Origin of the sequence: Rhizobium sp. NLR22b, assembly GCF_019685295.1 — a bacterium.
Taxonomy (GTDB): domain Bacteria; phylum Pseudomonadota; class Alphaproteobacteria; order Rhizobiales; family Rhizobiaceae; genus Rhizobium.
Genome location: NZ_JABDWM010000020.1, coordinates 32,771 through 59,146, shown reverse-complemented (window position 1 = coordinate 59,146; position 26,376 = coordinate 32,771). Strand labels below are relative to the sequence as shown.

20 protein-coding genes and 2 pseudogenes are annotated in these 26,376 nt (G+C 57.4%); 10 read left to right on the top strand and 12 right to left on the bottom strand.

Going from position 1 to position 26,376, the window contains the following annotated elements:
* Positions 1–181: 181 nt before the first annotated feature.
* Together HJC00_RS26950 and HJC00_RS26945 are read left to right on the top strand one after the other, a co-directional pair.
* A protein-coding gene (locus HJC00_RS26950) for an IS5 family transposase (protein ID WP_221098863.1) occupies positions 182–936 on the top strand; the annotation gives its coding sequence in 2 pieces (ribosomal slippage) (positions 182–515 and positions 515–936; 756 coding nt in all).
* Between the two features lie 61 nt (positions 937–997).
* A pseudogene (locus HJC00_RS26945) lies at positions 998–1,342 on the top strand (aldolase/citrate lyase family protein); the annotation flags it as partial.
* A gap of 467 nt (positions 1,343–1,809) precedes the next feature.
* Here the strand turns inward: HJC00_RS26945 and HJC00_RS26940 are convergent.
* The 10 genes and pseudogenes from HJC00_RS26940 to HJC00_RS26895 form a co-directional block, all read right to left on the bottom strand.
* Complete coding sequence (locus HJC00_RS26940) at positions 1,810–2,697, bottom strand: ribokinase (protein ID WP_168254672.1); 888 nt, start codon at positions 2,695–2,697, stop codon at positions 1,810–1,812.
* On the bottom strand, positions 2,694–3,569 hold the full coding sequence (locus HJC00_RS26935; protein ID WP_221098864.1) for a MurR/RpiR family transcriptional regulator: 876 nt from the start codon (positions 3,567–3,569) through the stop codon (positions 2,694–2,696). The genes HJC00_RS26940 and HJC00_RS26935 overlap by 4 nt, the downstream gene beginning before the upstream one ends.
* Entirely contained in the window at positions 3,566–4,546 is a 981-nt protein-coding gene (locus HJC00_RS26930; protein WP_221098865.1) for an ABC transporter permease, read from the bottom strand. The genes HJC00_RS26935 and HJC00_RS26930 overlap by 4 nt, the downstream gene beginning before the upstream one ends.
* Before the next feature lie 26 nt (positions 4,547–4,572).
* Entirely contained in the window at positions 4,573–6,090 is a 1,518-nt protein-coding gene (locus HJC00_RS26925; protein ID WP_221098866.1) for a sugar ABC transporter ATP-binding protein, read from the bottom strand.
* A gap of 64 nt (positions 6,091–6,154) precedes the next feature.
* On the bottom strand, positions 6,155–7,219 hold the full coding sequence (locus tag HJC00_RS26920) for a substrate-binding domain-containing protein (RefSeq protein WP_221098867.1): 1,065 nt from the start codon (positions 7,217–7,219) through the stop codon (positions 6,155–6,157).
* A 56-nt stretch (positions 7,220–7,275) separates the two neighbouring features.
* Positions 7,276–8,256 (bottom strand): sugar phosphate isomerase/epimerase, encoded by a 981-nt coding sequence (locus tag HJC00_RS26915; RefSeq protein WP_168301011.1) that lies wholly within the window; start codon positions 8,254–8,256, stop codon positions 7,276–7,278.
* Between the two features lie 140 nt (positions 8,257–8,396).
* A complete protein-coding gene (locus tag HJC00_RS26910) occupies positions 8,397–9,257 on the bottom strand; it encodes a carbohydrate ABC transporter permease (RefSeq protein ID WP_246590488.1) in 861 nt (286 codons plus the stop codon).
* Between the two features lie 80 nt (positions 9,258–9,337).
* Positions 9,338–10,456 (bottom strand): carbohydrate ABC transporter permease, encoded by a 1,119-nt coding sequence (locus HJC00_RS26905; protein WP_259672321.1) that lies wholly within the window; start codon positions 10,454–10,456, stop codon positions 9,338–9,340.
* Positions 10,457–10,567: 111 nt separating this feature from the next.
* Positions 10,568–12,229 (bottom strand): ABC transporter substrate-binding protein, encoded by a 1,662-nt coding sequence (locus tag HJC00_RS26900; protein ID WP_221164857.1) that lies wholly within the window; start codon positions 12,227–12,229, stop codon positions 10,568–10,570.
* Between the two features lie 84 nt (positions 12,230–12,313).
* Positions 12,314–13,371, bottom strand: a pseudogene (locus HJC00_RS26895) (ABC transporter ATP-binding protein).
* Positions 13,372–13,733: 362 nt separating this feature from the next.
* On the opposite strand from HJC00_RS26895, the gene HJC00_RS26890 reads away from it, so the two are divergent.
* From HJC00_RS26890 to HJC00_RS26860, 7 genes are all read left to right on the top strand, one after another.
* Positions 13,734–14,174: an RbsD/FucU family protein gene (locus tag HJC00_RS26890; RefSeq protein WP_168300962.1), complete on the top strand. Its 441-nt coding sequence runs from the start codon at positions 13,734–13,736 to the stop codon at positions 14,172–14,174.
* 277 nt (positions 14,175–14,451) lie between these two features.
* Positions 14,452–16,458: an ATP-dependent endonuclease gene (locus HJC00_RS26885; protein WP_221164856.1), complete on the top strand. Its 2,007-nt coding sequence runs from the start codon at positions 14,452–14,454 to the stop codon at positions 16,456–16,458.
* A complete protein-coding gene (locus HJC00_RS26880) occupies positions 16,455–18,314 on the top strand; it encodes a UvrD-helicase domain-containing protein (RefSeq protein ID WP_207246311.1) in 1,860 nt (619 codons plus the stop codon). The genes HJC00_RS26885 and HJC00_RS26880 overlap by 4 nt, the downstream gene beginning before the upstream one ends.
* A gap of 15 nt (positions 18,315–18,329) precedes the next feature.
* Positions 18,330–20,033 carry an RNA-directed DNA polymerase gene (locus HJC00_RS26875; RefSeq protein ID WP_221164855.1) on the top strand — a complete coding sequence of 568 codons (1,704 nt, stop codon included), beginning with the start codon at positions 18,330–18,332 and terminating at the stop codon, positions 20,031–20,033.
* 312 nt (positions 20,034–20,345) lie between these two features.
* The gene (locus HJC00_RS26870; RefSeq protein ID WP_207246313.1) at positions 20,346–20,834 is read left to right on the top strand and encodes a DUF6932 family protein; all 489 of its coding nucleotides are present in this window, start codon (positions 20,346–20,348) and stop codon (positions 20,832–20,834) included.
* The gene (locus tag HJC00_RS26865) at positions 20,821–22,083 is read left to right on the top strand and encodes a helix-turn-helix domain-containing protein (protein WP_221164854.1); all 1,263 of its coding nucleotides are present in this window, start codon (positions 20,821–20,823) and stop codon (positions 22,081–22,083) included. The genes HJC00_RS26870 and HJC00_RS26865 overlap by 14 nt, the downstream gene beginning before the upstream one ends.
* A complete protein-coding gene (locus tag HJC00_RS26860; protein ID WP_246590485.1) occupies positions 22,080–23,162 on the top strand; it encodes a beta family protein in 1,083 nt (360 codons plus the stop codon). The genes HJC00_RS26865 and HJC00_RS26860 overlap by 4 nt, the downstream gene beginning before the upstream one ends.
* Here HJC00_RS26860 and HJC00_RS26855 read toward each other — a convergent pair.
* Both HJC00_RS26855 and HJC00_RS26850 read right to left on the bottom strand, forming a co-directional pair.
* Positions 23,116–23,706: a sce7726 family protein gene (locus HJC00_RS26855; RefSeq protein WP_207246315.1), complete on the bottom strand. Its 591-nt coding sequence runs from the start codon at positions 23,704–23,706 to the stop codon at positions 23,116–23,118. The genes HJC00_RS26860 and HJC00_RS26855 overlap by 47 nt on opposite strands.
* Before the next feature lie 96 nt (positions 23,707–23,802).
* Positions 23,803–24,924: an RHE_PE00001 family protein gene (locus HJC00_RS26850; RefSeq protein WP_221098871.1), complete on the bottom strand. Its 1,122-nt coding sequence runs from the start codon at positions 24,922–24,924 to the stop codon at positions 23,803–23,805.
* A 521-nt stretch (positions 24,925–25,445) separates the two neighbouring features.
* On the opposite strand from HJC00_RS26850, the gene HJC00_RS26845 reads away from it, so the two are divergent.
* On the top strand, positions 25,446–26,363 hold the full coding sequence (locus HJC00_RS26845; protein WP_221164853.1) for a recombinase family protein: 918 nt from the start codon (positions 25,446–25,448) through the stop codon (positions 26,361–26,363).
* The last annotated feature ends 13 nt before the right edge of the window (positions 26,364–26,376 follow it).

Genomic DNA, 26,376 nt, shown 5'->3' with positions numbered 1-26,376 from the left:
ACAGAGGGTTATTGCCGAACTGGAAGGCGTCCGGCACGGAAAATCGCACCGAATAATCTCAAATTAGGTGCAGCTAAATGCCCAACGACACGATCTGAAAATTGTACCCATTAGCGCCGATGCATGCTTCTTGCGAGGTTTCCTCGGTTTTGATTCACTGGGATCGAACGGAGGGACCGCCATGAGTGATTTGATGTTGTTATCGGATGCGCAAATGCGCCGTATCGAGCCATATTTTCCGCTATCGCATGGCGTTCCACGCGTTGATGATAGGCTTGTTTTGAGCGGCATCATCTTCGTTCTGCGTAATGGGTTGCGATGGCGCAACGCTCCAAAGGAGTATGGGCCGCACAAGACGATCTATAACCGCTTCATCCGCTGGAGCAGGCTCGGTGTGTTCAATCGCATTCTGGCCGAACTGACTGCAAAGCGGGGTAAGCCTGAGCAATTGATGATCGATGCCACTCATTTGAAGGCCCATCGCACCGCAGCCAGTCTGCTAAAAAAGGGGATGTTCCCCGACGTATCGGACGCACCAAAGGCGGGTTGAACTCCAAGCTGCATGCTGTCTGCGATGGTCACGGTCGGCCGTTGATCCTACTTCTGAGCGAAGGACAGATGAGCGACTACAAAGGTGCCGCGCAGATGCTGCATGCTTTCCCCAAGGCAAAGACGCTTCTGGCCGACAAGGGCTATGACGCTGACTGGTTTCGAGACGCGTTGGCGCAACGCAAAATAACGGCCTGCATTCCATCGCGGGCAAACCGCAAGGTGCCGATCCCGCACGATCCGACGCTCTACAAAAAGCGCCACAGGATCGAAAACATGTTCGGCAGGCTCAAGGACTGGCCGAGAATTCACACCAGATACGACCGCTGCGCCCACACATTCTTCTCAAGCATATGCATCGCCGCAGCCGTTATCTTCTGGCTGTGATTTAACGAGTCCTGACCCTAGTGCAACCGATGACCAAGTATTCGTTCAGTCTGCCAACGGGAATACGTTGGCGATCGCCATGTGCGAGACACGCGAGGCTCTCGATGTCCTCGATGAAATCCTGAATGTTCCCGGCCTCGACGGCGTTCTGGTCGGTCCTGCTGACCTCTCGCTCGCCTTGTGCAGCGGAATCATGGATCCAAACGGAAGCGCAGTGCGGAACGCCACTCTCGATGTTGCCCGCCGCTCCCGCGCGAAGGGAAAGATCGCATGTGCGTTCGCGGGAACCGTTGAACGCTCGCGCGAGCTCGTGCGCGACGGCTTTCAGCTTGTGTCTGTGGAGTACGACGAAAAAGTAATCGCCGACGCGTTCGCGAAAGTCCTGAATGAAGCCAAGCAGGTCTGACTTCGAACCTCTGCCGGGCGCATTGGAATCGGATGAAAACACGATGTCCGCAGAGCGCCACATGCCTGCATCCGCGCCGTTCAGGTGAAAAATCTCGATCCGCTTACTCAAAGGCCATCGCGGTCGCCGTCGCCTGCGCGCCAGGCCGGCCGTCTCGGAAGAACAGGTACGCGTTGGTTTTCACCGCTGAAGCTTACCCCCTTCTAGTCGACCCACGCGGGCGGAAAACGGGGAGGGCTGGAAGTCGCCCGGCCGATCGTTCGCCTTGTTTATCTGCCCAAACGCGCGTTCTCGCGGCTACCGATAATAGGACTTGATCTGTCTTGGTTCGTGCATGTCGTCCTGCCAGACTCGACCGATTCTATGTGATGGGTCTCTCAAATGTTAGGAGAATGAGACGCCAGAACCATTATTCTGGAAGGCGGCGTAGTCAAATAGCGCTGAAAGCGCCCCCTATTTCAAGTCTCTCACACACGATCTTTTTCAGGGGTGCTGACCAGCTTCGCGGCGGCGATATTCGCTTTTCGAAGAGCAGAGTTCATCGTTTTCCCAGATGCAATTTCTGCAGCCAGCACGCCAATGAACTCGTCACCAGCGCCATGGGTGCTCTCAACAACGATCTTAACGGCCTCAATAAGGATTTCATGGCCTTGGCGGTCTGCAAAAGCGACACCGTCACCACCTGCGGTCACCACGACCTCGGGAAAGACATTCACAAGCTTCCTTGCAGCTTCCAGAGCGCCATCGAGTGTTTCTACGACTGGAACCCCTGACAGCATTTCCGCTTCTATTGCGTTGACGACGAGGATATCGATGAGCGGCTGAAGATCGAACGATAGCGGACGCGCAGGCGCGGCATTGATCAGCACACGGCCGCCGCCTCTTTTTACAGCCCGTGCCGCCGCGACGTTGGCGGCGTCGGGAATTTCGCTCTGCAAAACAAGCAGCGTCGTCCTGTCCAAAAGAACCTGGGCCGCGGCAACATCGCCGTCGCCAAGCGTGAGATTGCTTCCGGAAACGATAACCGCGCCATAGTCTCCCTCCGCGTCGAAGATCGCGACACTCATTCCGGTGGATTGCGATCCATCGCGCCGAACGAAAGTGTGATCAACATTTTTGCGAGCGAGATTGGTGATAAGAAACCGCCCAAAGTCGTCGTCGGCGACCGCCCCTATCATCGCCGTCGCGACACCGGTTCGAGCCGACGAAACAGCCTGGTTGCCGCCCTTACCGCCGCTTTTCGGGTGCCATGATGTTCCCGTCACTGTTTCACCCTTGCGCGGCCGCGCCGGTCCCATCACGGCGATGTCGTAGTGGAGGCTGCCAAAGACGGTGACGAGGGGTGCAGTTGTCATGGGAGTCGATCTTTTCGTTTGGACGTGACGGCGGACATGGTCCGCTCGAGATTGCGTTCGGCAGCTTTGTAGTCACGCTGGGCAACGGCAACGAAAACGGCGTCAAGGATGTTGAGCTGCGCAATCCGAGCCGCGGCGTTCTCGCCCATCAGTGGAGAACCTTGAGCGGTGGAACAAAGCACCACGTCGGCGGCCAGCGCCAACGCCGACGAATTGTAGTTGGTGATGGCGATCGTGCGAGCACCGTTTCGCCGGGCAAGCTGGATCGCCTCGATCACCGCCGTGGTATTACCCGAATGGGAAAAGCCGATCGCAATGTCTCCATCGACCAGCAGCGACGCCGACATCAGCATCATGTGCGAGTCGTCGATGACGCTAGCACGCACGCCGATCCGTAGAAATTTGTGCGACACGTCCCGTGCAATCTGCGCGGAGCCGCCCACGCCATAGAAATCGCGCTGTTTGGCGCGATGAATCAGATCCGCCGCCCTGTCGAACGCCTCCATGTCGAGTATCGACAATGTTTCTTCCAAGGCATTGATCGAGGTGCGAAACACCTTCTGCACGATCTCCTGCGACGTATCGTCGACCGAGAGTTCCTGATGCATTTCGGCCGTGGGCTGGCGATTATACTGGCTGACGGCCGCGCGGAAATCCCGATATCCGGCAAAACCGAGTTTCTTGGTGATCTTCACCACCATGGCTTCCGAAACGCCGGCATCGTCGGCGATCTGTTTCAGCGATGTGTCGTCGCTGAAGTCGCGCAGCGCAAAAACCGTATCAACCACCTTTGCTTCAAGCGGCGTCAGCAAGGGCATCATCATGCGGATACGAGGGCCGACGGCTTTCGTGTCGAAGTTTTCGGTATTCATTCTCGTCCCCTCGTGGCGCGATCGATCATCATCGCGACGAGGATTATAAGACCGGTTGCCAGCAGTTGATAGAAGGCCTGGACGTTCATCAACGTGAGACCGTTGCGCATCGTACCGAGAATGATGGCGCCAAGGATCGTTCCCAGAATGCTGCCCTTCCCGCCCATCAGCGAGGCTCCGCCAATGGCTGCGGCGGCAATCGCATCGAGCTCCCAGAGATTGCCAAGGATCGGTTCGGCAGCACCCAGGCGCCCGATCAGGATCAGGGACGCAAGAGCTGCTAGTCCGCCGGAGATCACGTAAGCCGTGATCTTGGTCCGGGCGATTGGAACGCCGGCGACATAGGCCGCTTCCTCATTGCCGCCGACTGCGAGGAGATACTCGCCGATCGGCGTTTTCTTGAGAAGGATCCAGGCGGCCAGCGCCACGACGGCAACGACCAGAACAGGTGTCGGAATACCCAACAGGTTTCCATTGAAGAGCGATCGAAAACCCGTGGGGATGCCAAGAACGGGATTGCCGCCCGTATAGATCAGCGCGAGCGCGCGGTACGTGCTCAACGTTCCGAGTGTCACGATGAAGGGCTGCAGGCCGACATAGGCGACCAGGATTCCGTTTATGAAACCGCAGGCCATGCCGATCCCGAGGCCCGCCAGGATCGCAAGCGGAACCGGAGTTCCGGAAAGAAGCAGGGTCGCTGTGATGACCGCCGATATCGCAGCCGTAGGACCGACGGACAGATCGATACCGCCCGATATGATCACCAATGTCATGCCAAGCGCCAAACAGGCGTTGATGCTGGATTGCTGCAGGATATTGACGAGGTTGCGCTCGGATATGAAACCGGGAACCAATGTCGCAAAAACCGCCATGATGACGACGAGTCCGATCAGCGTGCCGGCGTCTCTCAAAGAAAACGAGAAGCGGCCGAATGCGGGCGAAAGTTTCGTGTCGGCGGCAGCCGGTGAATTGCTCATAACGTGTTCCTTTATGTCGTCCACGCCTAGGCGGCCGGAGCTGGCGTGCGGCCGGTATTTGCACCGGGGATGGCATGCGCCACGATGGCGCTTTCGGTGAGGTCGGCGCGCGCGATTTCCGCGGCAATCTGCCCGTCCCTCATGACAAGGACCCGATCGGAAAGCCGGATGACTTCCGGCAGTTCGGAAGAGACCACCACGATGGAATGCCCATCGGCGGCCAGCGCCTCGATCAGGTGATAGATTTCCGCCTTGGCGCCGACGTCGATGCCGCGGGTCGGCTCGTCGAACAAGAGAATCTGCGATTTGCTTGCCAGCCAGCGGGCGATGATCGCTTTCTGCTGATTGCCACCGCTGAAGAGCCGGATCGGTCTCTCCAACTGGAAAGGCCGGAGATTGACCCGGCGCAGCAGGTCCTGAGCCGTGTTGCGCAACTTGCCGCCCTGAATGATGCCGGCTTTGGAGAAGCTCTCCAGCGAGGCGAGTGCCATGTTGATGGTGACCGAGCGGACGGGAATGATCCCCTCCCGCTTGCGCTCTTCAGGAACGAGGCCGATGCCGGCGGAAATGGCATCGCGGGGATTGCGCAGGTTCACGGTTTTGCCGTCTATATCGATCGTGCCTGCCGTAAGTCTGTCGGCTCCCGCCAGAAGGCGCAGGAGTTCCGTCCGACCGGATCCGACAAGCCCTGCAATGCCGAGAACTTCACCGCGGTGAAGTTTGAACGACGCGTCCCTGATTTTCGTCAGCGACGAGAGCCCGCGCGCCTCGAGTTTCACCGTCGCGGTCGCGTGTGAGACATGCTGCTCCTGCATCAGCTCACGGCCGACCATCATCGTGATGACATCTTGGTGGGAAGCCGTCTGGACATCCACCGCACCGATAAGCTTGCCGTCGCGCATGACACTGGCGCGCTGGCAGATGCGGAGGACTTCGTCCATCTTGTGCGAGACATAGATAATCGACACGCCACTTGCCGATAATTTTGTTATGACCTCAGCTAGCCGTTCGAACTCACTCGGTGTCAGACTGGATGTCGGTTCATCCATGGCGATGATCCTGGCGCGGTCGAGCAATGCCCGGGCAATCTCGACAATCTGGCGCTGTGCCACCTTGAGCGAAGAGATTGGCGCCGCGGGATCGATGCCGGGTTCGATCATCGACAATGCTTCGGCAGCCCGCCGCTCCTGCTCTCGTCTCGAGACGAACAGCCCGCCAACGGTCGTCAGCGGATGCCCGAGGAACATGTTCTGCGCTACACTCAGATGCGGGACTTGCTGCAGTTCCTGGTGGATCATGGCGATGCCGGCACCACGCGCCTCCATCGGCTTGCGAAAGGAGACATTTTCGCCGTCGACAAACATGGACCCGGAGGTTGGACGAAAGACGCCGGAAAGGATGCGCAGCAGCGTCGACTTTCCCGCGCCGTTTTCACCGAGAAGCCCATGGATTTCGCCGGGCGCGACGTCGAAGGAGACGTCGGACAATGCGTTCACGCCCGGGAAGCTCTTGGATATCGCTTCGAATCTCAGTCTCGGTGTCATTGCGTCACCCTCCCATCGGCAAGAGATGCCGGCCAGAGCGGCCGGCATCTTCGTCAGTTGGCGATCAATTCGCCGCGGCGGCGTCTTCCATCAGCACGGCACGGACATCGACGCCTTCGCCCTGGTATCGAGCGACATTGTCCTTGGTGATAAGCGCCTGCGGCGTGGCGACGACGCGGGGCAGTTTCTGGCCGGCGACAAGGCGCAAGGCGGCTTCAAGCGCCACTTCACCGGTCAGTACCGGGAAGCTGTCGACGGTGCCCGTCAATTCGCCGGCCTTGATCGACGTATAGGCATCGGAAATGCCGTCCGTGCCGAACACGGCAACCTTGTCCTGAAGGCCGGCCGCCTTGACCGCCTCGACGATACCCAGTGCCATCCCGTCGTTATTGGCATAGAACCCGATCAGGTCGGGATGCTGCTGCAGGATGTTGGTGGCGGCGTCATAGGATGTCTGGCGATCCCAGTTGCCCGGAACGCTGGCGACGACTTCGAACTTGCCGCTTTCGCTGATCGTCGCCTTGAAGCCGTCGGTACGCTGGACGGCGGCGTAGACACCGGCCTGGCCTTCGACGATCGCAACCTTGCCGCCATCCGGCCGGTTCTCGACAAACCATTTCGCCACGCGCACGCCATTGTCGCGCTGGACGTTGCCGACATAGTGCTCCGCCTGCGGAATGACCGCATCATTGACGTTGACGACCGGAATGCCCGCGGCCTTCGCCTGTTCGATGACCGGCTGAAGATTGGCGTCGGTCTGCGGCGAGACCAAAAGAACATTGTATCCCTGGGTAATCAGGCCCTCGGCGATTGTCAGCTGGCCGAGTTGGTCGCCTTCGCTCTGTGCTGCCTGATAGACCACCGGCACGCCGGCCTTGTCGCCGAATTTGGTGTAGCCTTCACCCAGCGAGCGCCAGTATTCGTTGGTCAGCGTCTTGGAAACTGCACCGGCCTTGGTACCTTCCGGCAGCTTGGGAAACGCGCCGAGCTTGGCTTCGAGCTCGGACCAGTCCATGCGATCCTTTTCGGTGTCGGAGTTGAGTGGCGCAAGTTCCTGCGCGACGGCGGCGCTGAACAGGAAACTGGCAACCAGACCTGCGGCAACGGTCGTCTTCAAAAATGTCTTCATCGGTTCCTCCCGAGTGTGAAATTCACACGCCGTCCGGCGTGCTGCGGTGATGGAGTTCAAGCCCCCGCGCCAAGCATCGCTTCTTGAATGATGGACTGGGCGGAAACGGCATCCTGACGGTCAATCGCGCCAGACAGGCGATTGTCCTGCTCAAGGCGGTCCACGACATCAAGCATGCGCTTGACAGTCTGGATGTTCACCTCGCATTCGTGGACCGGATCGAGTCCGGTCATATCCGGGAATGTGTCGAAGTAGATCGCGCCGTCATAACCGTCCTTGCGGATCTGGCGCAGCAGTTCGATCGTCTGTTGTGTGTGAACGGCGCCGACCATCAGGCCATCGTCACGCTTGGCATAGCCGTCGTTCAGGTGAACGCCGAGAATACGGCTGTAGCGCGCTATCAGCGCCGCCGCGAAGGCCGGCTGCTCATCGGCATAGAGCACATGAGCGAAGTCCAACGTCACACCAAGATTGGGGAGGCCGACTTCCTTGATGGCCAGCAGCGTTGTGGCGCAGTCAGGCATCAGGCTATAGGAGCGCGGCTCGTTCGGCTTGTACTCGATGCTGATCTGGCAATCGGGATCATGCTCGCAAACTTCACGAATTCCAGAAATTTCGTGTTGCCACAAGGTTGCATAGTCGGCCTGGAACGCGTAATCGAATCCATCCTGCCCGAGCCAGATGGTCATCAGATTGCTGCCGGCCTCACGGGTGGCGTCGATGCCCTTCTTCGTCAGGTCGATGGCTTCACGGCGAACCGCTGCATCAGGGTTGGTGAAGGCGCCAATCTTGAAAGCGGGATTAGTGTAGTAACGCATCGCAAAGCCGTTGATCGCAAGGCCCATGTCCCCGATCTGCCGCGCCAATTCGCGCGGGTCTTCGGAGACGTGATCGGGATAATTGAGATCGAGATCCGTCAATCCATCGACCTTTGCAGCACGGGCGACCATCTGCTTGACACTTGGCTTCCCGGAAAGATCAGGCCATTCGGCCTGCGGCCGGGAGGCAAAGGAGTTGAGGCGGGTGGCGAATTTCAATGGGGTCACTGGACTGGGCTCACATCGTTTGGCGTTGCAGTTTACTTCACATAATAATACAATATTGTAAAGTTATGAAATGTTGTGCGGCGCACCATTTCGCGGATCGGGCTCGCCTTCTGTCGGCTACGGGCGCCACGCTATTTCACGGCGCCCGCCGTCAGGCCCTTAACGATGTAGCGCTCGAGGAATATGCCGATGAGCACGAGCGGCAGAATGGCGGCACTGGCGATCGCTGCCATGGACCACCAGTTGATACCCTGCGATCCGGTCTGGCTTGCGACCATCACCGGCAGCGTCTTGGCATCGGTGCTGGTCAGAAGAGCTGCGAAGAAATACTCGTTCCAGCAGAGAATAACGGACAGGATGAATGCCGCGACCATGCCGGGCAGTGCGATGGGCAGCACGATCCGCAGGAACGCGCCCCAGATCGAGCAGCCATCGACAAGCGCCGCCTGCTCCAGCTCCAGAGGGATCGTGTCGAACTGGTCGCGCATGATCCAGATGACGATCGGCAGGACCATCAGCGTGTAGACCAGGATGAGGCCGACAAGCGAGTCCAGCAGCATCAGTTGCTTGTAGAGAACCAGGAATGGCATCGCGAGCACGACCGGTGGCAGGATGAGCTGTGACAGGAAGAAGAAGGAGATGTCCTTGTTGCGCATCCAGAGAAATTTGTAGGAGAACCGGCTGAGGCCGTAGGCCGCGAGCGATCCGAGGACGACAGCGAGAAGCGAGGCGCCCGCCGACGCGACGATGCTGTTGAAGAACCGGCGGATGAACTCGTCACGGACGGTCGATTGCGCAAAGATCGTGTCGGGCGACAGGCCAAGCGAACGCCAGCCTTTCCAGTCCGGCGTAAAATCCACGAAGGGAATGAGGTGGCCCTGGGTCACGTTCACGGCGGTCTTGAATGACGTCGTCACCGTCCAGTAGATCGGAAACAGGGAAACGAAGGCCCAAAAGACCAGGGCGGCGTAGATCAGCATGCTACGGGTCATGAAGCTGGGCAGCGCGAAGCTGCGACGTGCGGGCGCTTTTGGACGTATTGCCCCATGTGCTGTCGACATCGTGTCAGCCCTCAGTTTGTTCTTTGCATCCATCGGCTTGCCCCTTTCAGGATAAGCGCGACGAAAATGATGATGATGACGAGATAGACTTCGGCGAGCATGGTGCCGTAGCCGACATTGGAACGGTCCCGGTATTCCCGAAAGATGAAACTCGAAACCGTGTCCGTCGCGCCGCCCGGGCCGCCTGCCGTCACATTAATGACGATATCGGCGAGTTTCAGCTCGAATATGATGCGCAGGATCAAGGCGGTCATGCTCACCGGCAGCATCAGGGGGAAGGTGATCTCCTTGAACGATTGCAAACCGGTGGCGCCATCGACCCGTGCCGCCTCCTTGATTTCTGCAGGCAATGCCTGCAGGCCGGCCAGCAGCAGAACCATCATGAAGGGAATGGAGACCCACGCATCCATGGCCATGATCGACAATCGCGCCAGCCAGGGGGTGGAGAAGAAGGCGGGATTGTCCCAGCCCAGATAGCGCGCCAGCGTCGCCGCGGGACCGAAACGGTACTCCATCAGCGACTTGCCGATCATCCAGCTGACGGCGACCGGACTCAGCATCAACGGCAACAGAAAAGCGACACGGAAGAACTTGCGTGCCTTGATCTCTGCGTTGAGCAGAAGAGCCAGGCTGAAGGCGATCGCATATTGAACGAGAACCGCCAGAACATAGTAGACCATGTTCAAAAGCGCATTCCAGAAATAGGCATCCGCCAGAAGCGTGCGCAGATTGTCGAGACCGTTGAAGCGTCGTCCCTCGACCGCACTGAGGTTCCAATCGGTAAACGCGATGTAGAGGCCGAAAATGGTCGGAAAGATCACCATGGCGACGGTAAAAAGAACGGCCGGGAGGACGAAGGCCGCGCGCTCGCCCGCCTCACCGCGGATCATCACCTGGGATACGCCGAAGACCACCGCCCAGATAAGATAGACGTAGAGCAGAGGGCGCCAGCTCTCAAAGCCCAACGCGGTGACGCCCATGGCATCGAACGACTGAAGCGCCAGGACCACTAGGAAGGTGATGGTCGCGATCGCCAGCAGAGCCTTGCCGAGCAGGACATGCTTTCCGGCGGGAGCAGCACGGCGCGCTGCGAACGGTTCGTTTGTAACCAGCGTCATTGAGTGAGACATGGCAGCAGACCCTCACGGCCTAAGTTTGAAAATCGTCTCTGCGGTTCCGGCGACACGGGAGAATCATGCCGCCGGACCCCGCGGGGAGCCATGAGGCGATTGACCTCAGGCTCAGACGCCGAGCGATGCATTGTAGAGGGCTATCTGCTTGTCGCGGCCCAGCTGATCGGTGATCTTCTCCCAGGCAACGGCAATCGCATCCGCCCCCTCCTGGGCTGTCATCTGGCCGGCGAACACCTTGGCCAACTCGTCTTCCGCGACGCTGTAATACTGGAAGATGCCGGGGATGCGCGGCTCGATGGCAGCATTGGGGTGGTTGTACGAGTTCGACTGCGAGGCGAGGTAGTTCGAGATGAAGGCCTCGTCGTAGCCAGCCTCGACCCATTCCTTGGTGTCGAACTGGCTCTTGCGATAGCACTGGAAGCCGGACGGATATGCCGCCATCCACAGAGCCAGGTCCTTACCGCCGAGATGGGCCGCCGCGCTCCAGGCTGCCTTCTTCTTTTTTTCGTCGCTGTCGACCCGGGCCATGACGTAGACACCCCATCCGAGGTAGGCCATGTTCGGTGCGTGATTCGGACCGCTCGGCAGCTTGTCCCAGTGACCGGTCTTCGAATTGTAGACGTCATCCGAACCAGGCAGGATATCGAAGGCGACAGTGTCGCCGATGACCGACGTGTCGCTGGTGCGCGCGCCCGAGCCGACATCGCCCCACCAGGAAACCATGGATCCGGTACCAGCCAGAAACTGCTGGAAGGCGGTGGTGCCAGGGTCAGCATTGAGCTGATCGCCAGACTCCGACGGCAACGCGTCGATCACGTCCTGAATGGCCCGGACCCAGGCCGGGTTGTTGATCCGCGGCTTCATCGTATCAACGTCGAAGAGCCAGGCCTTGTCGTCCGGATGCTTGGCATAGGCGGTGGCGCGGCTGCCGAGGAAGTAGAAGCCGAACCCACCCCAGGCTTTCGGCGCATCGAGGTAGCCGATCGCTTCTATGCCGCCAATGGTCTTGCCCTTGAGGAATTTGGTGACTTCCTGAACCTTCTGCCAAGTCTTGGGCACGCCCCACTCGCCCTTATGCCCCTCGTCCTTCCAGGCCTTTGCCAGATTGGCATCGGTAAAGTAGTCGGCGCGGTAGTTGAAGTTGTGGCAATCGCCATCGACCGAGATGCGATACGTCTTGCCGTTCCAGGTTCCGACCGGCGCCTTGAGATAGTCGACATAGTCGTCCATGTCGATCTGGGCCTTGACCCAGTCCGGCATCTCGGATGCGAGCCCCTTGCCGCAGACATCGCCTTCGAAAGGCGCCCCCATCTCGAGGATGTCGAAATCCACTGTTCCGGTGGCGATGGCCTGCTGGAGACGCGGATTATAGTCTGCCTGCGCCAGGTCGATCCAAGAGATTTTCGCACCGGTATAATCTTCCCAGGATTTCAGGAAGCCGCGGAAGATCACATTGTGAAGATTCTGGTTGTTGAGCCCCATGAAAGACAGTTCGACGCCAGCGAATTCACCCTGCTTCACGCTGCTCTTGGTCGCGCCGAGGCACAGTTCCCCGACCTTTTGCCAATCCGCATCAGTCGGCGACCCCTTGCCGACGCCGGGAATCTGCAGGATCTTGCTGCGCAAGGACGCGTCCTGCGCGCTGGCGCTGCCGACAGCACCGAGAATGGTGCCGGCGGCGGCAAGAGCCCCCAGACTAGCGCCGGTCTTCAAAATGGCGCGGCGGCTCAGGCCGATCGCCATCATTCTCTCGAAATCACTGACTTTCATAATTCACTCCTCCCGTTGAACAAATCACCACACGTGATGGGTATCGGCCGAGCCCCTGCGTCGCAGGGCATCGGCGAAGCGCTTTCAATCGAGCCGCAATCCGGTTTTCAGATCGAAAAGATTCGCGGATGCCGGGTTTGGCGTCATTGCCATCGGCTGGCCGGATCGGTCCTCCACCCGGTCGCGAAAGACCCCGATAACCTTCTGGTTGCCGATCTGGGCAAAGACCTGCGTCTCCGATCCCGTCGTTTCCACGACAGTGACGTTGGCCGTCACTTCGCCGCCAAGCGCGAAATGCTCCGGCCGGATGCCGTAGAAGGCGGGCCGGCCATCGGAGCCTTCCGGTGCGCGAACAAGCGGCAGGCGGACGCCGTCGTCGGTTTCGAAAAGGGGTGCCCCGGACGTCCGGATGTGGCCTTTCAGCAGGTTCATCGACGGCGAGCCTATGAAATCGGCAACGAAAGTATTGGCCGGCTTTAAAGTTCGAGCGGTGAACCGATCTGCTCGACGCGTCCGTCCCGCAGCACCACGATGCGATCCGCCATCGTCATCGCCTCGACCTGGTCATGGGTGACATAGATCATCGTGGTCGCAAGCCGCCGCTGCAATTCCTTGATCTCCGCGCGCATCTGCACCCGCAGTTTCGCATCCAGATTGGAAAGCGGTTCGTCGAACAGAAAAACCTTTGGATCGCGCACGATCGCCCGTCCCATGGCGACACGTTGTCTCTGCCCCCCGGAGAGTTGACGCGGATAGCGTGCGAGATAGGGAACCAGATCAAGAATCTCGGCCGCTTTTCTCACACGGCCGTCGATATCCGCCTTGGCCTCTCCGCGCATTTTCAGTGCGAAGCCCATGTTCTCGGCGACGGTCTTGTGGGGATAGAGAGCGTAGCTCTGGAACACCATCGCAATGTCGCGATCTTTTGGCGGCAGATCGTTCACTACCTGGCCGTCGATGCGGATATCGCCGAATGTGATCGGCTCCAGCCCCGCGACCATGCGCAGAAGTGTGGATTTGCCGCAGCCCGAAGGACCAACCAGAACCACGAACTCGCCATCGGGTATTTCCACCGAAACCCCATGGACTACGGTCAGGCTTCCGTAGGCTTTGCCGACGTTGACGATATCCATGGATGCCAATGCGAATTCCTCCCTATACGTCGCGCTCCCCACGACGCTTGATCGTCCCTCCAGAAGGCGGCGGCGGGGCGTCCCATCCAGCAACACCCCGCCGGCCGATCCGCCCTGGGAGGGACATCATTCGGCTAGAAACTTCACAGAATGACTCCATAGTGTAAAGTAGTTTATCCCCGCATCCAAAATATTTTTATGCTGCCTCTCATTCTCCGAGTTTTGCTCCTGTTTGTTCCTGTAATAGCCGGTGGTGAGTCCCCCTAAATGCCGAATGACGACCCCCTGCTCGACGTTAAAGCATGATTTGCAAACATCACGACGTACGTATACTCTGTGAAGAAAATCACTGCGGCCAAGGGAGGCACCAGGTGCTAAAAGGAATCGATCTGGTCATCAACGCTGAACTGATCCATGCGTTGATGCTGATGGGGCACGGGGACCAGCTGGTCTTGTGCGATATCAACCATCCCGCCCAGACCATCGCCCGGCACACCACCTACGGCCGCCTCATTGACCTCTCCGGCTGTGGTCTTGAGCGTGCAGCGGAAGCGATCCTAAAGCTGTTTCCGCTCGACACATTCGTCGACGCCCCCGTGAAACGGATGCAGGTTGTGGGCGACCCGGAAAAGCAGATGCCAATCTTTTCCGCGATGCAGACGGTTGTCGATCGCGCGGAAGTGCGGCCGATCAGGATGGACGCATTGGAACGCTTCGCATTCTACGAGGCGGCACAAAACTCGTTCGCAATTGTCAGAACCTCAGATCCTGGTCCGTACGGATGCTTTATTTTCAGCAAAGGTGTCATTTAGTCGAACTGACCGCCTTGAAAGGATTCGAACCAACGACCCGCCGCTCAATTGTGCGTCATGACCGAATAAGCTATTGAAATTCATCAAGACCAGCCAGCGTTGCCCCGGCGTTTGATCACCGTCGATAGACCTGCCGCGGATGTAATTCTGCCTTGCGCCATCGGTTATCAGAAAATCTGCACCCGGCATTTTTCGCAGTTTGAACTTTTCCCCAAAGTTGCATCTTCCCTCGACGAACGATACTTTTGCTTGTCCATATTCTGTGCCATGGATCATCATGCACATCGAAAGCCTCTCGATCCGTAATTTCCGCTGCTTCGGTGATGAAGCGGTCCATATCAATCTTGCAGCCGGCACCAACGCGTTCGTTGGAAACAACGGGGCGGGGAAGACCGCCGCTCTTGAGGCATTGAAGAGGCTGTTTTCACCGATCGCCGCCGAAAGGCAGATCAGGCGGTCCGATGTCCATTTCGGCCTAGGGGAAGACATTCACATTATTAAGGGATCCGAGCGGGAGATCGTCATCGAGGCCGTTTTCGGGTTTCCGGGCAACACGACTAATGCCCAGGTATTCACAGACCTGTTCTTCAACGGCATCGACAAGAGCCTGAAGGTAAGAGTTCGGCTCGAATGCAAATACAGCCGTGCAAATGCGATCGACGATGACCTCGAGACCAAGTTCTACGCCGTGCGAACTCTCGATCCAGTCCCGTTCGGTCCGGACGATGAAAGGAAGACGCCGCTTCGTGGACGCCCTACCCAGTACGCAGAGGTGGTCTACATTCCCGCCCACAGGGATTCGCGGGGCGTCAGCCAAACCGCTCTTCGAAACCTCCTTCAACGGCTAGAGCGATCCGCGGACTGGGACGAGAACACAAAGTCCAAGTCGAAAGGATTCGCCGAGGACCTCCAGAAAAACCTCAACGAGACACCTGCTCTCAAAATGGTGACGCAGACCCTGGAGGGTTTCTGGGCTTCTCTTCATGACGGCCACTATGACGGAAAGGTCGAACTTGGGGTTATTGCCACCGAGTTTCAGAAGCTTATCCGAGATCTTACCTTACGCTTTATGAAAGCCCCAGGGGGTGGCCTGCGACAACTGGACGAGCTCAGCGAGCGGCAGACCTCGCTCCTGTATTTCGCGTTGTCCGCGACTCTGCATAAGCTGATGTCAGACATGCAGAAGGCCGCGCCGAAGAAGCTGGAGGGCTTCGTAGTCCCAGATTTTATCTACCCGCCGCTCACAATATTCGCCCTGGAAGAACCGGAGAACCACCTAGCGCCGTTCTACCTTCCAAAGTTGATTTCGCTGCTCGACACGCTCAACAAGGACGGCACGGCACAGGCTGTCGTGACGAGCCACGCAACAAGCATACTTAGTAGAATTCCGCCGCGCCACGTCCGGTATTTCCGAATGGAGCCATCCTTCCTGACGAGTCGTGTTCTTGCGCTCCCCCTTCCGGAAAAGGAATCGGATGAAGACAAGTTCGTTCAGCAAGTCATCCTGGCGAATCCTGAAATTTACTTCGCAAGGCTGGTGATCGTCGGAGAGGGCGACACCGAGCGATTGGTGATTCCGAGGATCGCAGATGCGCTTGGCGTCAGTCTGGATCCTTCGTTCATTGCCTACGTCTCAATCGGAGGACGCCACGCGCAGCATCTTTGGCGACTTTTGAACGGCTTGGATATCCCGCATATTACATTGCTAGACTTCGACCTTGGTCGCACTGGTGGCGGGATCGGACGGCTGAAGAACGCGGTCTCCTGGCTGTCGGACCTCGGTCCCTCTTACGTACCGACATGGTTGGACAACGACAAGAATGAAGTGCCAGCAACGGTGGAGGCTGTCGCTGCCCTGCCTCCGTTTACAAAGGACACTTATCTCCCATGGGCACATTGGTTGCGGCGCCGGAACATTTTTTATTCCGCACCCGTCGACCTTGATATGATGATGCTCCAAGCCTTCCCGGATGCGTACGGGGCCGAAACGCCCTATCATCCAAACGCCACCCCTGAGGAGATCACAAGACTTGAAAAGAGCGTGTTCAAGAAGGGCGCCGGGCGCACTGAGATTAACTCGGTGGGGCTTTCGATCACTAGCGAGCAGCTCCACGCCTACGACGAGCTGTTTAAATCTAGTTCAAAACCGGGATCACACCTTCTCGCGTTCACGAAGCTAACACATGAGAAAATCCAGGCAGGCTGCCCAGAGCCTCTGAGGGCAGTCGTCACTCGAGCAAAAGAGATAATGGCGGCAAAAGCAAAGTCCGGAGATGGCGTGTGACCTATACAGCGCCCGATCACTGGACTGCTTCGACTGGGATCAAACTCGAGGGAACTGCACTCGACGTCGTAAAATCGATGCGCTCGCTGTCGGTTTTGGCCGGGCCTGGGGCTGGAAAGACCGAGATCCTTGCGCAGAGAGCGAATTTCTTGCTGACGACGGGATTGTGCTCGCCGCCGAGGCGAATCCTCGCGATTGCCTTTAAGGTCGACGCAGCTCGGAATATACTGGAGCGGGTGCAGGCCAGATGTGATCCGATCTTCTGGGCCAGATTTGAATCCCTCACGCTCCACAGCTTTGCAAAACGAATTCTCGACCAGTTTCGCGAAGCGTTGCCGGACGACGAACGACCAACGGCAAACTATCGCATCTTCGCCCCGAATGCGACGATTTGGAATGACTTTAGACGGGGCGTGGAAGCGGAAATTCCCGCGATTTCAGGCTACACCAATGCGCGCTTAAGCGAGGTAGCTCACTCGGAACCGTTCGGCGGCCTCTTCCCGGATGACGATGGAAGGGAACGAATTCGAAAGGCGTGGTGGAAATTCTGCATCCAATCCAGTCAGTCGAGTATCACGTTCGATATGGTTTTGCTGATTGCGACCATGATTCTAAAAAAGCAGCAGGCCGTGCAGGCGGCACTCCGTCGTACATACTCCCACGTATTCCTGGATGAATTCCAGGACGTCAACGATTTTCAGTACCGCCTCATTACAGCGGCCTTCTCGGGAAGCGACACCGTCATGACAGCCGTTGGCGACACCAATCAGGCGATAATGAAGTATGCCGGCGCGCTACCTGACGTGTTCCAGCGGCTGGAAACGGATTTCTCCGCTGCTCCTCGTCGGCTGCTGTTCAACTTCCGCTCTAACGCTGCGATCGTTGGATTGATCAACTCGGTTGTCACTCTTTTCGAAAGCGATCCCGTTCCCACTGAATCCGCCCGAAAGGACGATCCCGTACCTCCCGACGCAATCGAAGGATGGATCTTTGCCACTCGGGACTACGAAAGCCTCGCCATCGCCGAATTCATCGGTAGCGAGATCGCATCTGGCAGGCGACCAGAGGACTTCGTCGTGTTGGCTCGTTCGTACATCGGAAATGTCGAAGAAAGGCTTCGCCCTCATTTCACATCGAAGGGCATAAGGATCAGGAACGAATCACGGAAGTTCCGCGAGATCGAGATTCAGGATTTGCTCAAAGAGCCTGCCGTGCGTTTTATCATGGCGACCCTCAAGCTCGCTGTGAACGCAAGGATCGGAAATCCGTTTCAGGTGTGTCGCGACTTTGTGGCTGAGTTCGAGGGCTGGGACATTGCGTCGGAGCGGGGTTTGGCGAGGAGCCTTGGCGCAACGAGGCTGCTAGTGGATCACCTCTCGCCTATTCTTTCGCGGCGGGGTCCGGCGGACGTAACAGGAAGTTCAATCGCCGAAGCCATAGTAACCGAAATCCGAAAGGCACACCTCTCCCGGGCTTATGGCGATTATCGCAATAGGGATCGTCTTGAGGCGGTGCTGGCCGCGTTCGGCGAATTCTATGATACCTGCGCACACAAGGATGAGACCTGGGAGCAGTGCATCGATGCGATCGAAGGGCGCGGCGTGGTACGTCTGATGACGATCCATAAATCCAAAGGGTTGGAGTATCACACTGTCTTCTTCGTCGAACTCAACGACGATGTCTTCTGGAACAGTCAGGACGACGCCAATGTTTTTCTGGTAGCCTTGTCGCGGGCTCGGGAGCGGGTAAAGTTTTCGTTTTGCGAGGATAGCAAAGGATTCACGAACGTTCGGCAATTCATTGCCTCGCTGGAAAAAGCCGGCGTGAATTTCATTAGAAAAGCCGCGATAGAGTGAGGCACGAAACGCACAATGGTCGCCAAGAATAAATCCGAACGACTGCGGCGGCTGCTCTCCCATGGGTACTTCGCACCCGAACTTCCGCCTTGCTTCGTGTCCACCGATCTTGCGCGTTATCGAAAAGCGATCTTCGACCGCATCACATCGATGGCGCAGATCCAACAGCAGCCTGCGTACTATCGATACATCACGGAACCGACTTGGTTTTACTTTCCCAGGTTTGGTAAGGATGACCGTCGTCACGGCGTCCCAAACCCAGTTTCCTACCTCTTGCTATCAAAGACGATCTCAGACAACTACGTGCACCTCCGTCGCAGCGCGAGAAAGTCACGGCTGACTGCATCTCCTCCGGTGTTCGATTGGAGTGGGACCCGTGCGGTAATGCGGCCGAGTGTGGACTTGCGCGACGATTTCCGCATCGATCTTTCGTCACGACGGGAAGAATATGTCAGTGCGGACGTCCGATCGTTCTTCCATTCGATCTATACGCATTCAATCCCATGGGCGATCTATGGAAAAGCATGGGCGAAGATCCCGGCGAACCGCGGATATGCACACTATGGGAACGTTCTGGACCTTCTGTCGCGGAACCTCCAAGGCGCGCAGACCATTGGGTTGCCAGTCGGCCCTGATACGTCTCGTCTGCTGGCAGAGTTGGTTGCGTCCGGCATAGACGAAAAGCTCCGGGAGCGGCTGGGTGTGACAGCTAGGGATGCCTCCCGATATATCGACGACTTTACAATCAGCGGAGTCAATGGAGAGCGAGGCGAGGACATCATCGCAGCGCTGCGTCAGGCCGCATCGCATTTCGAACTGGAACTCAACAACGAGAAATCAGAAATCAACTCGACTGCGACGCGTCACAACATCGGGTGGAAGCAGGCCGCAAGGGCCCATATCCCGCGCGGCAACCCCGATCTCTCAAGCATGCAACAGTTCTTTTACGAGGTGGGAAGGCTGTGCGAAGCCCACCCGACCATCAACGTCGAAAAGTTTGCGTTCGCCTGCGCCAGAACAGCTATTATTCGATCTTCGGGCTGGCGGACGATCCAGAGCCTGCTCATCAACGCCTATCGGCGAAACTCCACGCTGGTATCACTTGTCGTCGAAATATTCATTCTCCGTCAGATTGAACACGGTGACCTTGACCTAACCAATCTGAAGGACTTTCTGGACCATCGGCTTCCTGCGCTCGCTCGAGCAAATCGTACTGGCGAAATCATATGGCTCCTCTTTTTGGCGATACGCTTGGGAGTAGTTGTCGGCGCCTACGCGGCCGAGTCGCTTCTGCAAGTCGATAATGGGATGGTCGGCCTTCTCGCGGCTTTGGCGAAGTCCCGCGATTTGATACAAGGTCAATTCGATCTGGGGCTTTGGAACGCATCACATACTTCTGATGGCCTCAAAGGTCCCATGTGGTTGTATGCTTATCAAACGGCTCTTCAAGGAATTGTGCCCGGCATCAACACTGCATTTGTCGAGCAGGATCCTTACTTCTCGCCGCTTTTTGCTAAAAGGGTGAGCTTTCTGAGGATCGAGAACGGCTTCGCATCCGTTGCTAACACGATCCGATCACTCCGCGACGAGAATGAGCGAATTAGCCGAGTTCGGTCCGACTTCTTGGAAGACTTCACGGTTAATATTGAAGACTATGACGATGATGATTTCGAGGATCTTTTCGAAGCTGACGCAGATGGTGCAGATGACGTTTATTAAAGTCAACGTGGATACCGTACGGGCATCCCACAGCGTTTCCCTTCATGTAGGATCTCGATTTTAATACCTAATAGATATGCGTGAAATGACACTGTAAGCGGGCCCGCCGACCCAATTTAAACCGTCTATATTTTAGGGTGTGGACCTCTTATCTGTCTGCTACCGCATTTTTCCGAGAGCGCTGGGCTCGAACCTTGTCGAACAGCAGATTTGTCCGGTCGATCAGGCGCCGGCATCTGGCAACATGAATACCATTGCCGATCGGATAAGTTGCCCCTTGCCTTTCTTCGCTTACAACATTATTGTTGTAATATGATTCCAGCGCTCGTTTCCCTATCCGGTTCTCCTTGGGATGTGCTGCCGAGCGGCATTCATCCTGCGTCTCTTGATGAGATACAGAGTGTATATGGATACAATGAGCGGCGCCGCACATTGCTCTCAGGATTGGTTGATGGCGCAACTGCGTTGGTGAAGGCCGGGTGTTCGAAAATCTACCTGGACGGAAGCTTTGTCACAGCTAAACCGATCCCAGGTGACTACGACGCATGTTGGGATCCAGCTGGGGTTCTCAGCTCCCTCCTCGATCCAGTGTTCACGGATTTTAGCGATGGGAGAGCCCGACAAAAGGCTCGTTTCGGGGGTGAGTTCTTCCCTTCGAGCATCGTGGAAGCCGGCTCTGGACGGGCGTTCTTGGACTTTTTCCAGGTTGAAAAACATTCGGGTGGGAAAAAGGGAATTATTGAAGTTTCGATCATGACGGATGCGACGATCCTTCGGAGGCTAGCTCATGATATTCAGTGATAGACAGTACGCAGTATCGAAGGAACAGCTCAACAATCTGAGAACCGCTGCGCTCGCTGACCAAGTTGGCGAAGGTAAGCTCGATTGGTTGAAGCAAATCGAGTCCGATGCGGTCCAAAGCCAAATCGCAGACATTCAGCGAGAGATGGCAGAGTACGACTATCTAAAGTCTGGAGCTGCTGGATTCACGGAGGAATTCTCCTTTGAAGAGCTGCCCCGCGTTCTAATACAGGCGCGTATCGCAAGAGGCCTGTCTCAAACAGATCTCGCTGAGCGTCTTGGCCTGAAAGCGCAACAAGTGCAGCGATACGAAGCAACTAACTACATGAGCGCCAGCCTTGCGCGCCTGATGGAAGTCGCCAGCATGTTGGGCGTTCGCGTCTCTGCATCCTACGGATCGGGTGAAGAGCGTTCGGAGGGGGCGATTTATGCCTGGTCTGATGCTGGTTCCATTGAATGGAACAAATTCCCGCTTCGGGAGATGGCTAGACGCGGTTGGATCAAGGGTGATGACCTGGCAACGTCAGCTCGTACCTGGTTTCATCAGGTGGCCGGGCCTCAGTTCGCGACGGCTCTTCACCGCAAAAAAATGCATAGCGGCAACGCACCAAACGAGCACGCTCTCTTGGCGTGGCAAGCACGTGTGCTTCAGAAGGCAACCGATGATTTCAATGCGGGCTTGATAGGAGAGTTTAGCCTGAACGATCGTTGGTTGGGTCAGTTGGCCGCTCTCACGAAGGACAGCGACGGACCCCGCAAGGCCAAGGATCTACTCGGCCAAAACGGCATTGGGATGATCGTTCAAAGTCATCTTCCCGGAACTTATCTTGATGGCGCGGCCATGGTCGCTCCATTTGGAAATCCAGTTGTTGCCCTAACCCTTCGGTTCGATCGCCTGGATAACTTTTGGTTCGTCTTGTTCCACGAACTGGGACACGTATTCCTGCATCTATACAACTCTCTTCGGTTCGATTTTTTCGACGAAGAGGATGGCCATCCAGGCGACCAGTATGAGGAGGATGCGGACAAGTTTTCCCTGGATCAGCTCATTCCGCAAGACGTTTGGCGCAAGTGCCTATCTCGATTTGCGCTGACGGAAGAAGCGGTCCTCATCGATGCAGAAAAGCTTGGGATCAGTGCAAGTATCATTGCTGGCAGGATCAGGAAGGAGAGAAACGATTTTCGCCTCTTCACTAATCTGGTTGGGTCGGGAACCGTTCGGATGCAGTTTGAGGGATTGATGGAATGAAGCTAATTCCCAGCATGTATGTTCCGTCACTGCGATGGCGCCAAGGCGAATACCAGGCGCTGTTCCGACTTAGTGACGCGGCAAAGCAGCTCGTCGTTCCGTTCATACTTGTTCCGGAGCCGGAATACGATTTCGAGGAAGGTCGACCGAAGAAGACGGTTCAAGAGCAGGTGCAGACGTTTCCGAAGCGCTACCAGCAAAAGTGGGGTAAGAGACCCGCGTGGATCGACGTCCATACGAATATAGCCACGACAAGCATGGCGGATGGCCGAACGCCCATGTCGTACGTATTCGAGGAAATACGGAGCTTCGGATCGAGGGCTGTGCCAATCACCTCGTTGGACGCCCCGCCGGCCGTCAATGCTGTCGTGGCTGGCATCGCAGCAATCGACAAGCTCGGTGTCGGTATCCGAGCTCGCCTTGAGCACGTTATGAAGCCCAACTTCGATGCACGACTAATCGCACTGATCTCTTCGATTGGTCTCACGCGAGACCACACAGACCTCATCATCGATCTCGGCGCGCCGAATTTTCAGCCCTACGCAGACTTCGCAGATGGGCTGATAGCGGCGATGGACAACGTGTCTGCGCTGATCAGCTACCGCTCTCTGGTGGTGATCGGCACTGGCTTTCCGCAGATACTTGGCATCGACAAACCGGGTGGACACCTGCCGCGGCACGACTGGGTCTTTTACAAAACACTGCGCACCAAGCTTGCCGGAATTGGGCGGATCCCGAACTTTGGAGATTACACAATCGTCCACCCCGAATTCACCGCTCAGGACATGCGGATGTTGAAGCCAGCGGGCAAGCTCGTCTATACGGCAGGCGACACATGGAATGTTCGAAAGGGTGGGGCATTCAGATCTGATCCGGGACAAATGCACACGCATTGCGACAGCATTCTCAAATCGGGCCAGTTTTGCGGCCCTCATTTTTCAGCGGGCGACGAGTACATCGACCTGTGTGCGAAGAAGCTAGCTACGCCGTCAAATCTTACGCGCTGGAAGGAAAATGGGATCAGCCATCACATCATGCATGTGCTGGCTGATCTCGCCACGTCGAGCGCTGGGCCATGAAATTTCGGATCGCTGCAATTAAGTCCGCGATTGGCATTTGAGCGGCCAAATCGATGTAGAGCTGTAGCCTGCTTCGCTTGAGTTCACGCGGCGACGCTCCGAACCCTGCTAACAGCTCGGCAGCTTCCGAATGCCAGAGCAAGTGAGCTACTTGAATAGCATCGACGGATGGATTGGCGCGAGCGCGCCGCACTGTGTCAAACGTAATACCGCCTCGCGGTCCTTTTTCAGCAAGGATCAGCCCGCACCAGTCCGGGACGATCCTTTCTGCCTTCGCCAGGTGCTTGTCGGCGCAAACAAGTGTCAGCCTGCTCAGACCCTTCGAATAAAACTCGAGCTGCCCCGGAAGTCGATCAAGCGTATCGAGGCTGCTTTTGATCTCGAAACCATGGACTTCCGCAGATATAACCGCGACATCGATCCTTACCTTGGCATGGGACAAACCAAGTTCGTCTACGATGATGGCACTGCGGGCCTTCTGGTATGACCGAAGCTTCTTATGATGAAGCGCGGCTCTGATTTCCTGATCATTCGTAGCGAGCATGATTTTTCCCCTACCACACCTACTGGCCGATTTCGAGACGATAGCCAAGTTCTAATTCTTGTGAATGATCCGGCACATGTGGCGACGGTCTAGCAGTCAGATCACTCCCCACGCCCGAAACCTCCCCCTCCCCGTCATCTCGCGCAGGCCAAGCTCCAAAACAATCCGCCGCGCCGCCTGCGGCGTGACGTCGAGCGTTTTCGCCACCATTTTTGCCGACACCAACGGTTTGGCCATCACCAAGTCAACCAGCTCCGGCAGTTTTGAAGATGTCCGGCGCCCTTCCAGCTTTCGCTCCATCAGTGTTCGAGCCATCGCCAGCCTGTCATGCTCCTTGAGCCCGATCTCCGCGGCCGCGATGAGTCCGTGGGCGATGGCGAGCATCCGGGTTTCCCGGTCGCGATGCCGACGACGATCGACTGGAATGGATTTCAGACCGAGATTGATGGCGGCAAGATGGGCGCCGGTGGTAACGCCGGCCTGGCGCAGAATGGAGGCGGCCAACAGCCGGCCGAGCCAGGGCGCATGCTGCAGGACGGCCAGCTCGTTCCAGGCATCGAGGACGACGATGGCATGTAACATCGCTGGCAAGTTTTCCGCCTGGCGCAGCACGCCCCGCCATTCGTCGAGCCTGGAATCCTCGTCCCAGTCTAGATCATAGATCAGCGGATCGGCCGGAGCCCGGCCCGGCTTTCTGGCTCGTTCGATCGCGGCGTCAGAGCGCGCAAGGATCGCATCAATGGCGGCATAGTCGACGCCGGGTAAATTCTCCGCGTCATCACCATCGTCCCCCTCCCCTTCCGGATCGTCCGCGACGGCGCGCCGGATGGCACCGACCGCCTGCACCTCTTCCGTGTCAGCCGACGTAATCTCTGCGGTTTTTCTGAGAGTGCGGACGCCGTCTGCCGACAATGCCCAGCCGGGAAGTTGGGCGGCGATGCGCCGGCGGGTGCGCAAGACGTCGCGGGCAATTGTCAGTTCGTGGGTGGGTGTGCGAATATCGCGGGTAGCGTCGTGGAGGACGAGGTCTTCGAGATGGACCAGTTCGCCGTCGATCCACAGCGAGGCACAGGCGTCGGCGAAATGGGACCGTTCTATCCATCCCTGGCCGACCGGCGAACGGGCGATGCGCTCGTCGAGACGCGTGAGGGCGACACCGGCGTCGAAAGCCGGTTCCATCAGGGCAGTCATGCTGATTTTCGAAAAATCGTAAGCCATTGAAATTAGGGTAAATGATTTGTTAAACGAACTCTATCTGAAAGTTTAGGTTCGCCACTGGGTATAAATGAGCCCGAGGTCATTGACCTCCGATAAGTACCTCTTATCGAAGCTGATTGTTCTGGAGTCGAAAATCAGCATGTCGGTCGCCCTGGATCACCAGAAACGCCTGGTTTTCCAGCCTTTCGAGCAGATTTGGGCGAGGTTCGGCGGAACGATCTCTGCTCTGCAGGCCACGCACAGCAGCCCTCTCCTGCCGAGCGGAATAGGGTTCGCTCAACAATCTTTTTCTCAGGCGGCACCTATTACCCCTCCCCTCCTCCGAACTCCCTAGTTTCCGGCATTTCCGCCGCAGATGGTCATCAGAGCGCGTTTCACACTGGTTATGGCCGGATGCCCGTTCGAAGCCGCTTCTCGAGTCTGGTGGGGCTGCATTTGGGCCATAAAACACGCTTGCAACTGTTCATTTTCTCATGCATTCCTTATCTGTACAAAGTACTTGAAAAGCACATGAGAAAACCATGGCAAAACGGCAAGCCGCCAACCCATCGCCGGCTCCCAAACGTCTTATCGGCTATGCACGCGTCTCAACCGACGATCAGGTCCATGATGCACAAATGGACGAGTTGCGCGCAGCCGGTTGCGAGCGAATTTTTCAAGAGCACGGATCCGGCGCATCACGGGCCCGACCGGTTCTGGCGAGACTGCTCGGCGAGCTCGTCGCTGGCGATGTGCTTGTCGTCGTTCGGCTGGATCGCCTCGCCCGTTCAGTCAGCCATCTGTTGCAGGTAATCGAGGACCTTGAAGAGCGCGGCGTCCATTTCCGATCGATCCGCGATCCCATCGACACGTCCACCCCCCAGGGGATGTTTTCTCTTCAGGTTCTCGGAGCTGTCGCGCAGCTCGAACGGGCTTTAATCGCCGAGCGAACCAGAGCTGGCATAAAGGCGGCAAAAGCGCGTGGCAAGCTGCCGGGCAATCCTGGACTTCGAGAGCGGCGGCCAGAAGCGATCAAGGCGGTGTCGAAGGCGCGAGACAAACTCTATCTCGACGAGTTGATCTCGTCCGCCCAAACGTGGCTGCCGATGGTGCGGCAACTCCGGCCTCAGCACAGCTGGGACAATGTCGTCCGGGTGCTAAATCGCCGGGGCCATGACTGGACGGTGGAACGCCTGCGCCGCGCGGTGCATCGGATGGTCCGCGAGAAGCTTGCCGACTCCGAGCTTTTGGGGCGCTCGCCCCGTCGTGCCCCAGAGGATCACCTGATGAAGCTCGTTGCAGCGATTGCCATTGCTGATCCAGATCTGTCGCTGCGCGATATTGCCGCCCAACTGGATCAGATGGGTGAGCGGCCGGCACGCGGTGGGCGCAAATGGCAACCGTCCTCTGTTCGCCACCTGCTGGATGAGGCACATCGGTTTGGTCTCATCCGTCATTGAGGGCACGGAGCAT

Coding starts and splice junctions, on each gene's coding strand:
- HJC00_RS26845 (WP_221164853.1), top strand. CDS start 25,446: ATGGCAAAACGGCAAGCCGCCAACCCATCGCCGGCTCCCAAACGTCTT.
- HJC00_RS26900 (WP_221164857.1), bottom strand. CDS start 12,229: ATGAAAGTCAGTGATTTCGAGAGAATGATGGCGATCGGCCTGAGCCGC.
- HJC00_RS26875 (WP_221164855.1), top strand. CDS start 18,330: ATGGTCGCCAAGAATAAATCCGAACGACTGCGGCGGCTGCTCTCCCAT.
- HJC00_RS26870 (WP_207246313.1), top strand. CDS start 20,346: ATGATTCCAGCGCTCGTTTCCCTATCCGGTTCTCCTTGGGATGTGCTG.
- HJC00_RS26940 (WP_168254672.1), bottom strand. CDS start 2,697: ATGACAACTGCACCCCTCGTCACCGTCTTTGGCAGCCTCCACTACGAC.
- HJC00_RS26935 (WP_221098864.1), bottom strand. CDS start 3,569: ATGAATACCGAAAACTTCGACACGAAAGCCGTCGGCCCTCGTATCCGC.
- HJC00_RS26855 (WP_207246315.1), bottom strand. CDS start 23,706: ATGCTCGCTACGAATGATCAGGAAATCAGAGCCGCGCTTCATCATAAG.
- HJC00_RS26930 (WP_221098865.1), bottom strand. CDS start 4,546: ATGAGCAATTCACCGGCTGCCGCCGACACGAAACTTTCGCCCGCATTC.
- HJC00_RS26920 (WP_221098867.1), bottom strand. CDS start 7,219: ATGAAGACATTTTTGAAGACGACCGTTGCCGCAGGTCTGGTTGCCAGT.
- HJC00_RS26860 (WP_246590485.1), top strand. CDS start 22,080: ATGAAGCTAATTCCCAGCATGTATGTTCCGTCACTGCGATGGCGCCAA.
- HJC00_RS26925 (WP_221098866.1), bottom strand. CDS start 6,090: ATGACACCGAGACTGAGATTCGAAGCGATATCCAAGAGCTTCCCGGGC.
- HJC00_RS26865 (WP_221164854.1), top strand. CDS start 20,821: ATGATATTCAGTGATAGACAGTACGCAGTATCGAAGGAACAGCTCAAC.
- HJC00_RS26885 (WP_221164856.1), top strand. CDS start 14,452: ATGCACATCGAAAGCCTCTCGATCCGTAATTTCCGCTGCTTCGGTGAT.
- HJC00_RS26905 (WP_259672321.1), bottom strand. CDS start 10,456: ATGTCTCACTCAATGACGCTGGTTACAAACGAACCGTTCGCAGCGCGC.
- HJC00_RS26850 (WP_221098871.1), bottom strand. CDS start 24,924: ATGGCTTACGATTTTTCGAAAATCAGCATGACTGCCCTGATGGAACCG.
- HJC00_RS26910 (WP_246590488.1), bottom strand. CDS start 9,257: ATGACCCGTAGCATGCTGATCTACGCCGCCCTGGTCTTTTGGGCCTTC.